Genomic DNA, 12,155 nt, shown 5'->3' on the forward strand with positions numbered 1-12,155 from the left:
TCACTCAACCCTTCACCTTTAAATCAGAAAAAGGTGAACAGAGGTGAAGACTTGTGAACAGTTTAAAAATAACTATTCACCCTACAATACATTGATATATCTGGTTTAAATCATAAGGTGAACAGTAGTGAACACTTTTTTATATTTTTAGGAAATCTTTATTTGTGTGAAAAAAGTTATTCTTCTGGCAGGTTATCCCTTGTCAGTTTCGGCAGCCATTCGATAGCGGTATCGATATTCAGACTCAGATTGCTGCGAATGCCCTGTTTGCTTTTCTTACGCAGGTAATGCTGGCTGTACTCGGACAGTGCGCCCGGCATATCCATACCGAATCGGGTCACGGAAATGGGTTTATTCAGGTTGTTGCCTTTCATATAGGCAAGGTAGGCGTGATAGAGGTATTTGCGGGGATTGAACGGCACGATTTCCGCATTGCCGATTAACAATCCATCAGCTTCATGGGAAGCCACCAGATAGCCGCAAAAATCGACCAGCGGATCTGTACCGCGTTTAATATCCAGTGCTTCTGCGGATTTTTGTTGCTCCGCTAACAGTTGCCGTGCTTTTTGAGGGTCAGCAAACCGGTGAAGCAGTTGCCGGATAATGACAGGCAGTTCTGCCGCGATTTTATCCCGCAGAAGCGGATCACGTTCGTTTTCCGGCACGACTTCGGAGAAGTTGAAAATCACCCGACGCCGCGACACTCCGCCACTGCGATCACTGAAGCTCATGGCGTTATTGTTCACTGCCAGCACCACAGCAGGAATTCGGGTTGAATAAGGCTGTTTGTGCTTCGGGTCAATGGCGACTTCATCCCCGCCTGTGATGGCCTTGATGCCGGAACCGTCGCCCACATAGCGGGTCTGGTCGGGCAGGATAATCAGCGAATATCCGACAATCAGCGCCCGCTCCCGTGGGTTTTCCAGTGCGGCCATACTGGCAGAAACCGTATTGCCTTTGCCTGCCAGCATTGAACAAATTTCAGCAAAAATGCTTTTACCACTGCCTCCGGCGCCGGTAACTTCCAGAAACAACTGCCAGTCGTAACGGTTTGCCAGCACCATAAACAGCGCGGCCAGCACTCTTTCTGCTTTATTTTCACAGTGTGCCGTTGCTCGGCTAAGCCAATGCCAGAATCGGGGGGAATGGCTTTGCAGGGTTTCCCCCGAAACGGGGGAATTGAATTCAACGTCGTTAGCAAGCAGCAGCCAGTCATGTTTGTGATGAGGCCGGAAATGACCGATTTTCAGGTCAAATACCCCATTACGGAACCCGATTAAATGGCGTTCTGGCGAGTTCATCATGGGAAGCTGTAATTTCAGTGCATCCACAGCAGCGCTGATACCGTGCGGTGAGTACGGCATTTTTTCTTCCATAAAAGCCGCCACCATTTCCCGCTGTAAATCGCGGTTACTGACCGGACGCCAGACAATACCATCATAGTGATGAACAGTTTCCGAAGCGCCATCCAATGCCAAATCACCGTCATAACGTGCCAGTAACACTTCTCCGCGCTGACTGGCTCCCATCTGGCATAAGGTCAGTTTTGACGATTCGGCATCATTGGGCTGGATCGCAGCTTTTTTCGTTATGGGTGCCGGTTGATAAAGTCCCTGAGCAAACGCCTGCTTTGCCGTTTTTACACCGTGTTGTTGGCGGTAGTCGTCCCAATCGGCTTTATGTTCTGTCGGCGGTAACGTGATCCAGCCATTCACTGCAATGGCCGCTTTTTCTGCCGAGATTTTACCGGTATTCACTTTCGGTTTACCGTTTTTATCCAGTTCACCGGAATGATGCCAGTCGTTATCGGCGGCAATAATAATTTTCGTCTCCGGCCAGCTTTCTCTGACTGATTGAGCAACGAAGAACACATTGCCTGCGTCCAGTGCTGCCAAAACAGTCCCTTTACAGAGTTGGTTAACCGTGAGTGCCGTGGCGTAACCTTCGGTAATAATGACCGTATCGGGACGTTCTTCCAGCGTTGACAGAGCAATAAATGCACCTTTCTTCTGGCTGCCAGTGAGTAATTTTTTCTCGCCATTCGGTTTGATGATCTGCGCACCTGTTACTTTTCCGTCCAGTGTTGCGAGTCGCAACACTGCCGAATTATCAGACAGCAGTCGCTGATTAGGGTAATGCAGCCCCTTTGCGGTCAGATAGGGAGATTGTCCGGCAACTGTCTGCGCCATCAGAGCCGCCACGCTGTCGGCAATCGGCTGTGTTGTTTGAATGATTTTTCTGGCTGGTTTGGGTTCAGGCAGAGGTAATGCCAGTACATCCGCAACAATTTTAGCCGCTTCAGTAATAGAGATTCCTTTGGTTTTTGCTACCAAATCCAGCCCATCACTATAGTTCGGCGTATCACACTGGCGGCAATGCCAGTTGCCATGATGATGATCGTCGATAAAGTGAAAACGGTCAGTACCGCCACAAATCGGGCAGGCTCCATGCTTGTCTTTCGCCGGGATATCGATGCCACACGCAGGCAACAGATTTTCCCAATGATACATGGCAGATTTTTTCACAGTTTGGATCAGGTCGAGCGGTTTTTGACGAGCTGTCTTATCTGAAGATGTAAATTTAGGGTGAGTTTGGGTATGCTGTATATCAGCCATCATCGTTACCTCAATTAACGGTTGTTGGTCAGACGCCTCAGTTGTGTTCGTCGCACACTGGGGCGTTGCTCTTTTATATTACGTGTCTTATGTCATGTGTTATGCCGCCCGTGATCCCGCGATACGCTGCGCAATCCAGTTATCAATTTCTGATTCGATAAACGCGATAGAACGAGAGCCGAGTTTGATTTGTTTCGGGAATTCTCCATCGCTGATCAATTTGTAGATCCACGCCTTGCTATAACCCGTTCTGCGCTGAACTTCGGGCAAACGAATAAGATTTTCTTTCGGTGCTGTCATTGTCATATTATTTTCTCCTGTTACCGAGTCCCTGAGCGCTCATCGTGGACGTTGTTTGATGACAGGCGGATTATTTAAAAAGCAAGATTAAATGAACAGCATTAATTGTTTACTCCATTTGTGAAATTTATCGGTTTATAGGGAGTATCAGCTCCCCAATTGTATTCTGTATGAAAATCAGTCACTGTTGGAGCCTCCAACACAGTCTAAAAAACATCCATCATCCATGTTCTGTATAAAAAAATAACTTTGTTGGCACTGCCAACAAAGAATAAAAAAGCACCACATATCTAAGCTGTATGAAAAATAGCTCTGTTGGCACTACCAACGTGGTGTGAAAAACAACCGTACCTTTACGTTCTTGTATCAGCCATCTGTAGATAGTATGAAAAACAGTCGCTTGTGCCCCGGGCACAGGTGTGTAAAAAATCACCGCATCTTTACACCCTTTTGCCAAATTTTCCGATCAAGACATTTTCACCGCGTTCCAGCATCTCCATATGGTCTGCATACCATTGCAGCATTTCCCTACGACCATCCAGATATTGGGCGTGATTGTAAGTTCCCCGGATGCTGTTCTTATCAACATGGGCAAGCTGAGTTTCAATCCAAGCCGTGTTATAGCCTTGTTCATGCAGGATAGTGCTCATGGTATGGCGGAAGCCGTGGCCTGTAAGCCTTCCTTTGTATCCCAAAAGCTCTATTACCTGATTGATACTTTCTTTACTTATCGGTTTACTGCGATTATTCCGGCCAATAAACACCAACGGATAATCACCTGTAATTAACTTCAATGCTTTAAGCAATACGACACATTGCTGAGATAATGGAACGATATGAGGCCGTCTCATTTTCATAATATGCTCAGGGACTTCCCAAATAGCATTATCAAGATCGATATCTTCCCATCTCGCATAACGTAACTCCTGCGTTCTAACCCCCGTAAGCATAATAATTCGTGTTGCTGTTTTTGTGATTACACTACCTGTATAAGCAGATAAGTCTTTCAGGAAAAAAGGTAACTCTTGTGCGGTCAAAAAAGGGAAGTGCTGTTTTTTAGGTGAAGCCAGTGCGCTGGCAAGATCGGGGGCAGGGTTATATTCCGCACGTCCCGTAACAATGGCATATTTAAAAACCTCGCCACAACGTTGACGAACTTTCCTCATTTTCTCTAATGCACCTCTGGCTTCCAATTTTTTAAGCACTTCAAGTAATTCCAAAGGCTTTATTTCTGATATGGGACGATGACCGATATAAGGGAAAATATCCTTTTCAAAGGTATCAATAATTTCATCACGATAACGTAATGACCATCTGTCAGCTTTGGATTTATGCCACTCTCTCGTGATAGCTTCGAATGTATTGTTTAGTTTGTGTTGACTGGCTAATTTCTTCTGCTTTTTATCAATATTTGGATCTTGTCCCTCTGCAATTAATTTCTTAGCTTCCTCGCGTTTCTTTCTTGCCTCAGCCAAAGAAGTATCGGGATAAACACCCAATGCGAGTAGCTTCTCTTTGTGGTTAATTCGGTACTTCAACCGCCAATATTTTGAACCACTTTGCTTAACCAACAGATACAAACCGCCACCATCAGACAATTTATAGTCTTTTTCCTTTGGCTTACAGGTATCCACTTGACGGGCGGTTAATTTCATTTGGGGGTATCTCTTTTAGAGGGTACATTTTATACCCCTATATATACCCCCAATTGATAGTGGATTTCAATAGATTAAGTTAGACAAAATAAGACTAACAATCCAATCAATTTGATGAAATTAAAGGTTTTTATTGAAAGCAAAAGACGATACTAGACAACAAATGGCGGAAGATCACAGGAGTCGAACCTGCCGGGGATCGCTGGCGATCCCATCTGGATTTGAAGTCCAGCCGCCCCACCGGGGACGATGATCTTCCATTAAGGAAACTGATGAGGAACGAGGATTATAGCGTGTCTCCCGAAACATCTAAACTCCTTCATCACATCACAGATCTCTGATATAAAAAGAGCGGAATTCTTATCATAAAAGTGCGGCATTAGCATTGAACTCACGTTATCTTATCCCCATCTATCGTCAACAACCCATTGGGATAATGGCTGGTCTCAGTACATACCCAACTACACATAAAAGGCGCTCATTATGACAAATCCGTTACTGACATTTTCTGCATTGCCTAAATTCTCTGCAATTGAACCGAAACATGTCGTGCCTGCTGTGAAAGAGACGTTAGCCAACTACCGTCAGGTCATTGAAAATATTTTATCCCAACACTCGACTTTTACTTGGGATAATCTGTGTCAGCCCATCTCTGAAGAGAAAGATAAACTTTCTCGTGTGTGGTCACCGGTTTCTCACCTTAATTCGGTCAAGAATAGCCCTGAGCTGCGCGAAGTTTATGAGCAAAGCCTGCCCCTGCTCTCCGAATTTGATACTTGGCTGGGACAGCACAAAGGGTTATATCAGGCGTATAAATCGCTGAAAGCAAGTGATAACTTTGAGGCTATTTCCCAGCCACAGCGTAAGGCGGTTGAAAATACCTTACGTGATTTTGAATTGAGCGGTATTGGCTTGCCAGAAGAAAAACAGAAACGTTACGGTGAAATTACTGCCCGTTTATCTGAGCTGGGTTCGAAATTTGGCAATAATGTGCTGGATGCCACAATGGGATGGACCAAGCTGATTACTGATGAGAGTGATCTGGACGGCCTGCCTGAAAGTGCTAAAGCCGCAGCTAAAGCTGCCGCAGAAGCCAAAGATCAGAATGGCTGGCTGCTGACGCTGAATGCGCCAAGTTATCTGCCAGTCATGACTTATGCCGATGATTGCGACCTGCGCAAAGAAATGTATCACGCTTATACGACTCGTGCTTCCGATCAAGGGCCTGATGCCGGTAAATGGGATAACAGTGAAATCATGGCTGAAATCCTCGCGTTGCGCCATGAACTCTCTCAATTGCTGGGCTTCAAGAACTATGCTGAAAACTCCCTCGCCACAAAAATGGCTAAGACACCTCAGCAAGTGCTAGATTTTCTGAGCGATTTAACCAAACGCGCTCACCAGCAAGGTAAGGAAGAGTTGGAAGAACTCGCTGATTTTGCTGAATCTCACTACTGGGTTGATGAGCTGGATGCATGGGATCTGGCGTATTACAGCGAGAAGCAGAAACAGCATGACTTCTCCATCAATGATGAAGAATTGCGACCATACTTCCCTGAACAACGTGTACTGGAAGGGCTGTTTGAAGTCGTTCGCCGCATTTATGGCATCACTGCCAAAGAGCGCCACGATGTAGATACATGGCATCCTGATGTACGTTTCTTTGAGTTGTATGATGATAAGCAGGTATTGCTAGGCAGTTTCTATTTGGATCTCTACGCCCGTGAAAATAAACGTGGCGGTGCATGGATGAACAATTATATCGACAGAATGCGCCACGCTTCCGGCGAGGTGCAAAATCCTATTGCTTATCTGATTTGTAACTTCAACAAACCAGTCGGTGACCAGCCTGCTTTGTTCACGCACGGTGAAGTCACAACGCTGTTCCATGAGTTCGGGCACGGATTGCACCAGATGCTGACCCAGATTGAAATTCTGGATGTTGCCGGTATCAATGGCGTACCGTGGGATGCGGTAGAGTGTCCAAGCCAGTTTATGGAAAACTGGTGTTGGGAGCCTGACGCGCTGGCGTTTATCTCCGGTCATTATGAAACGAAGGAACCACTGCCGAAGGAAATGCTGGATAATATGCTGGCCGCCAAAAATTATCAGGCTGCTATGCGAATTCTGCGTCAACTTGAGTTTGGTCAGTTTGATTTCCGCCTGCACGTGGATTATGACCCAGCCAAGGGAGCACAAATTCTGGAAACGCTGCGCTCAGTGAAAAAATTCGTTTCTGTTGTACCATCTCCTGATTGGGGACGTTTCCCGCACTCCTTTAGTCATATTTTTAACGGCGGCTATGGCGCAGGCTACTACAGCTATCTGTGGGCTGATGTTCTGGCAGCGGATGCCTATTCCCGCTTCTCTGAAGAGGGAATTTTCAATCGCACCACAGGTCAATCATTCCTTGACAATATCTTGTCCCGTGGTGGCTCAGAAGATCCAATGGCGCTGTTTGTACGCTTCCGTGGCCGTGAACCAAAACTGGATGCTATGCTGAAGAGCTACGGCATCGGTGGATAATAACTTGTGAAGATTTGTTTGATTTGTGAAGAAGGCGCTGATAACAGCGCCTTATCGTTATTGGCTGAACGCTGGAATCTGGTTCATGATGAAGATTCAGTCATGGCTCTGGTACTGACTCCCGAACGGCTGGAATTGCGTAAGCGCGATGAGCCGAAGCTGGGCGGGATTTATGTCGATTTTGTAGCGGGAACAATGGCACACCGTCGCCGTTTTGGTGGCGGTCGTGGCGAAGCGGTCGCCAAAGCTGTGGGTATCAAGAAAGATTATTTGCCCACCATTGTGGATGCCACCGCCGGATTGGGGCGGGATGCTTTTGTTCTGGCCAGTATTGGTTGTCAGGTCAGAATGCTGGAACGCAATCCTGTCGTGGCGGCATTGCTGGATAATGGCCTGCAACGGGGCTATCAGGATGAAAAAATAGGCGGTTGGTTGAAAGAGCGCATGACGCTGATCCATGCTTCAAGTATTACAGCATTGACGGATATCACTCCACAACCGGATGTTGTTTATCTTGACCCAATGTATCCGCATAAGCAAAAGAGTGCGTTGGTCAAAAAAGAGATGCGTGTTTTTCAATCTCTGGTGGGTGCTGATGAGGATGCGGATAGTTTACTGGAACCCGCTCGTGCTCTGGCAAAACGCAGGGTTGTGGTGAAAAGGCCTGACTATGCTGAACCACTGGCAGACGTTAAAGCCTCAGCCGCAATTACAACCAAAAACCACCGCTTCGATATTTATCCCTGTTGAACTGTTTTTGTTAAAGGAATAAGCCCTATGTCCTCATGGGGTTTATTCGTATCAGGAAAGAAAATCCCCCTTAAGCTTCTCATTCTTTCTATCAAATCGGTTTCTCTATTGAATTATACAAAGTATCAAGTTGCTTAATGCGTTGGTGGTAACTTTGCATCAGACAAGCCGTATCTCCTTTGCACTTCTGCCGTTGTTTCAGCCATGTTGTTTGGTTATCATACATTTCGCCCGATACCCCCATGGCAAATAATCCTCGCAGAAAGTGATATTTCACACTCATTTCCACATCCAGATCATTTAGTTTTGGGCTGGAGCAAATGGCTTTTTCATCAGGAGTCTTGGCTTTGGCACAATCAAAACTGGCAGCAAAACTAAGCGGTGATAAGATAATTAATAGAAAAAAGAAATACTTCATTTAGTTCTCCTTATGAGGAGGAACGACAGGCTCCGGCCCAGTTTGCAATTTTGGTGGTACGACTTTTTCGTATGTGAATGACTGTGCTTTGCCAGTTGCGTCTAATTTGCAGGATAACCGGATGTCATTCCAACTATATTTGTGTGGTTAGACATAATTATCTTCCAATATTAGAGAGTGATTGTATTTGATTTTTTTATGTGCTGTTTTTCAAGTGTAGCAGAAGAGTAGCAGAAGATTGAAAATATCGAGGTGAATTTTGAAGTTATTTTCGTGTTTTTTATTTATAATGTGTTCGGGTAAAAATATCATACCTCAATTTATATTTAATGAGGCATGATATTTAAAGCATTTTATAAACAAACCACTATGTAAAATGGCAATATATAAATAATATTACTCTGAGGATATTAAATATATTGCTTCATAAGGTTTGATCTTGCTTTCATTTTCGATACTCACAGAAGATTGATAGTTACTGATTAATACTTGCCAGTCTTTGTGTATGAGAGAAAGCTCAGGTGACCACAGTTGTGTTTTATCACTAAGGTTTGCAATAACCAACAGAGTTTGATCCTGCCAGCGGCGTAAATAACACCATAATGACGGATGTTCTGGAAGCAGATCCTGATAATCACCGTATGTCAGAACAGGTTGCTGTTTCCTCAACTTGATTAAATCGTGATAGCAATAGAAGACTGAGTCTTTATCCTGCAATACAGCTTCAGCATTAATCTCAGGGTAATTACTGCAAGGTGTAATCCATGGTGTACCTGTGGTAAAACCGGCATTCGCTGAACTATCCCACTGCATGGGAGTTCGGCTGTTATCACGAGATTTTTGCGCCAAAATTGCCAGAATCTCGTCTGACGGCATATCTTTTTCAATATGTTCTTGATACATATTCAGGCTTTCGATATCCCGATAGTCTTCAATGCGCATAAAGTGTGGGTTAGTCATACCCAACTCTTCACCCTGATAGATATACGGAGTACCCTGCATACCGTGTAGCACCATTGCCAGCATTTTAGCGGATATTTTATAGTACTGGTGTTCATCGCCGAATCGGGAAACAATACGGGGCTGATCATGGTTGCACCAGAAGAGGGCGTTCCATGCTTTTTGATGCATCCCCTGTTGCCATGTTGAGAAAATCTTTTTCAGTTCAACATAATCAGGCTTCGCACGAGTCCATTTCTCTCCATTCAGATAATCCACTTTCAGATGGTGAAAATTGAATGTCATGGATAATGACGTTCCATTCAATGCACTATAACGCTGGCAGTGTTCAAGGCTGGTAGAGGACATTTCACCAACTGTCATCAACCCCTTCGGTTGAAAAACATCACGGCTCATTTCTTGCAGGAATTCATGTATCCGTGGGCCATCAGTATAGAATCGACGACCATCTCCGCGATCATCATCAGGATAATCCTGCTGTTTTGAAACAAGGTTAACGACATCCAATCGCAAGCCATCCACTCCGCGATCACCCCAGAATTCGCAGATTTTTTTCAATTCGGCGCGGACGGGTTCATGTTCCCAGTTTAAATCGGCTTGCTCTACTGCGAACAGGTGAAGGTAATACTGTTCGCTCTCTGCATGCCATTGCCACGCATTACCGCCAAACTTGGATTTCCAGTTATTGGGTAAGGAATTCTCAGCGCCATCCCGCCAGATATAAAACTGGCGGTAAGGGCTATGAATATCCTGAGCAGCCTGAAACCATGGGTGTTGAGTTGATGTATGGTTGAAAACCATATCTAAAATGATGCGAATACCACGTTGATGGGCGTTTTGCACCAGATTATCAAAGTCTTCCATGGAGCCGTAATCAGGGTTAATGGCACAGTAATCGGCAACATCATAGCCATTATCAACTTGCGGAGATGGATAAATAGGGGTTATCCAAATAGCCTCAACACCGAGGTGCTGTAAATAATCCAGCCGTTGGGTGATACCATTGATATCTCCTGTACCTTTTCCGGTACTGTCCTGAAAACTTTTTGGATAAATCTGGTAAATAACACTATCCATCCACCACGGTTTTTGTTCGGTCATAACTATACCTATTAATTTAATACTTTTGATAATTTATTGAATTTAATAAATTAATTAGTTATTTCGCCGGTCAGGGCAGCTTTACGTTCATTTCTGCGATAAGCCAGAATGGTCAGCACTGATGGCACAACGATTGCGATAAGCATGGCAACCAGATAAACCATCCAGAATTGAGGCTTGATGGAAAGAATGCCCGGTATTCCACCAACACCGATGCCATTGGCAACCACATGATTGAGACCACAAACCAGCCCAGCCAGACCAGCGCCAATCATTGAGCAGAACATCGGATAACGGTATTTCAGGTTGATACCATACATAGCAGGCTCAGTCACTCCGAGGTAGGCTGAGATCGCCGCAGGGATGGAAACTTCTCGTTCTTTCTGTTTCTTGCTTGCCCAGATAATACCGACAACGGCTGAACCTTGGGCAATATTGGATAGCGCAATAATAGGCCAGATCGGTGTTCCGCCAGTACTCTGAATCATTTGCAGATCGATTGCCAGAGTAGTTTGGTGTACACCTGTAATAACCAGCGGAGCATAGAAGAAACCGAACAGAGCGGCACCGATGGGAGCAAAACTACCTGTCATCAGCCCTTTCACTGCCCAGGCAACACCATCACCGATAGTGCGTCCGGCAGGGCCTATCAGAGCATGGGCAAGGAAAACTGCTAATAGCAGAGAAGTGACAGGGACGATAACTAAATAGAGGTAATCCGGCACCCATTTTTTCAGACGCGTTTCAATCCATCCCAATGTCAGGCCTGCCAATAAGGAAGGAATGACTTGCGCTTGATAACCGACTTTGGAGATAGTAAACCAGCCAAAATTCCAGACATCAGGGACTTGCTGTCCAAGCAGGTAAGCATTCATCAATTGCGGGGAAACCAGCGTAATCCCCAGAACAATCCCCAGAATAGGAGTTCCGCCCATTTTTTTAACGGCAGACCAACAGATACCCACAGGGAGGTAGAAGAATATTGCTTCACCGATCAACCAGAGGAAATCATAGATGCTTTGCCAAACAGGGTGGAGTTGTGCGAGCGATTTACCATCACTGAATGGGATATCCCCGATAAGATTACGAAAACCGAGGATTAAACCACCACTAATAAGGGCGGGCAATAGCGGGAAAAAGATCTCGGCAAAATGTGAAATTGCATTTTCATACCATTTCATATTTTGGCGAGCTGCCTGTTTAACCTCTTCTTTATTAACAGATTGTTTCCCTGTGGTTTCAAGCAGAGCTTTATAGTAGACATCCACATTCGTCCCAATAACCACCTGAAATTGCCCGGCATTGGTGAAACAACCCTTGACCATGGGGAGTTCTTCAATAGCTTTAGCATCAGCGTTTTCTGGCGCATTAAGAACGAATCTGAGGCGGGTAATGCAATGGCTGACAGAAGCGATATTTTCTTTTCCGCCAATCAGGGTGATAAGTTTATCAACATCCTTTTGATTTATTTGTTTTTTCTTCATGCCTTTTCTCCTTGGTATGGCAGGAGTTATAAATAATGGGGGTTTTAGGTTAACAATGCGATTAACAGAATGATTACTCTCGTGATGAGATAATGAATAGACTGAAGTAATAGCAGATTTATCCTAGTCAGATTTGACACTTTTTAATATAAAAATATTTTTTGTTTGAGTTTTGGATCACACTTTATGCCACACAATTGACATTAAAAGAACTCTTATATTTGTAATTCTTATTAATTACATTGTTTTTAATTTGTTATGAAATTAATAGCCTGGGGTTATGGGTTGATGACCTCAAAGGTGAATAAAATAAAGGAAGGTTCACACTCTGTCGAGTCACAACCCA

Annotated in this window: 8 protein-coding genes and 1 tRNA gene; 2 read left to right on the plus strand and 7 right to left on the minus strand. The window is 44.8% G+C overall.

Annotated elements, in window-relative coordinates:
• Positions 1–176 precede the first annotated feature (176 nt).
• The 4 genes from AACQ81_RS17560 to AACQ81_RS17575 form a co-directional block, all read right to left on the minus strand.
• Entirely contained in the window at positions 177–2,615 is a 2,439-nt protein-coding gene (locus AACQ81_RS17560; protein ID WP_237385730.1) for a toprim domain-containing protein, read from the minus strand.
• Between the two features lie 99 nt (positions 2,616–2,714).
• Complete coding sequence (locus AACQ81_RS17565) at positions 2,715–2,921, minus strand: helix-turn-helix transcriptional regulator (RefSeq protein WP_012987855.1); 207 nt, start codon at positions 2,919–2,921, stop codon at positions 2,715–2,717.
• A 434-nt stretch (positions 2,922–3,355) separates the two neighbouring features.
• A complete protein-coding gene (locus tag AACQ81_RS17570; RefSeq protein WP_237385731.1) occupies positions 3,356–4,570 on the minus strand; it encodes a tyrosine-type recombinase/integrase in 1,215 nt (404 codons plus the stop codon).
• 164 nt (positions 4,571–4,734) lie between these two features.
• A tRNA-Sec gene (locus tag AACQ81_RS17575) sits at positions 4,735–4,829 on the minus strand.
• Positions 4,830–5,053: 224 nt separating this feature from the next.
• Between AACQ81_RS17575 and prlC the strand changes: the two genes are divergently transcribed.
• Together prlC and rsmJ are read left to right on the plus strand one after the other, a co-directional pair.
• Entirely contained in the window at positions 5,054–7,096 is a 2,043-nt protein-coding gene (gene prlC, locus AACQ81_RS17580) for an oligopeptidase A (protein ID WP_237385732.1), read from the plus strand.
• 6 nt (positions 7,097–7,102) lie between these two features.
• The gene (rsmJ, locus tag AACQ81_RS17585; protein ID WP_237385733.1) at positions 7,103–7,846 is read left to right on the plus strand and encodes a 16S rRNA (guanine(1516)-N(2))-methyltransferase RsmJ; all 744 of its coding nucleotides are present in this window, start codon (positions 7,103–7,105) and stop codon (positions 7,844–7,846) included.
• Positions 7,847–7,937: 91 nt separating this feature from the next.
• Here the strand turns inward: rsmJ and AACQ81_RS17590 are convergent, their stop codons facing one another.
• From AACQ81_RS17590 to treB, 3 genes are all read right to left on the minus strand, one after another.
• Positions 7,938–8,264: a lysozyme inhibitor LprI family protein gene (locus AACQ81_RS17590; protein WP_237385734.1), complete on the minus strand. Its 327-nt coding sequence runs from the start codon at positions 8,262–8,264 to the stop codon at positions 7,938–7,940.
• 396 nt (positions 8,265–8,660) lie between these two features.
• Positions 8,661–10,325 (minus strand): alpha,alpha-phosphotrehalase, encoded by a 1,665-nt coding sequence (gene treC / locus AACQ81_RS17595; RefSeq protein WP_237385735.1) that lies wholly within the window; start codon positions 10,323–10,325, stop codon positions 8,661–8,663.
• Between the two features lie 50 nt (positions 10,326–10,375).
• On the minus strand, positions 10,376–11,809 hold the full coding sequence (treB, locus tag AACQ81_RS17600; protein ID WP_237385736.1) for a PTS trehalose transporter subunit IIBC: 1,434 nt from the start codon (positions 11,807–11,809) through the stop codon (positions 10,376–10,378).
• Between the last annotated feature and the right edge of the window lie 346 nt (positions 11,810–12,155).

Origin of the sequence: Xenorhabdus sp. Sc-CR9 (assembly GCF_963897815.1) — a bacterium.
In the GTDB taxonomy this organism is placed as follows: Bacteria; Pseudomonadota; Gammaproteobacteria; order Enterobacterales; family Enterobacteriaceae; genus Xenorhabdus.

Excerpts from the sequence above, each read along its gene's own strand:
- AACQ81_RS17565 (WP_012987855.1), bottom strand. The coding sequence starts at position 2,921 with ATGACAATGACAGCACCGAAAGAAAATCTTATTCGTTTGCCCGAAGTT.
- prlC (WP_237385732.1), top strand. The coding sequence starts at position 5,054 with ATGACAAATCCGTTACTGACATTTTCTGCATTGCCTAAATTCTCTGCA.
- AACQ81_RS17590 (WP_237385734.1), bottom strand. The coding sequence starts at position 8,264 with ATGAAGTATTTCTTTTTTCTATTAATTATCTTATCACCGCTTAGTTTT.
- AACQ81_RS17570 (WP_237385731.1), bottom strand. The coding sequence starts at position 4,570 with ATGAAATTAACCGCCCGTCAAGTGGATACCTGTAAGCCAAAGGAAAAA.
- treB (WP_237385736.1), bottom strand. The coding sequence starts at position 11,809 with ATGAAGAAAAAACAAATAAATCAAAAGGATGTTGATAAACTTATCACC.
- treC (WP_237385735.1), bottom strand. The coding sequence starts at position 10,325 with ATGACCGAACAAAAACCGTGGTGGATGGATAGTGTTATTTACCAGATT.
- AACQ81_RS17560 (WP_237385730.1), bottom strand. The coding sequence starts at position 2,615 with ATGGCTGATATACAGCATACCCAAACTCACCCTAAATTTACATCTTCA.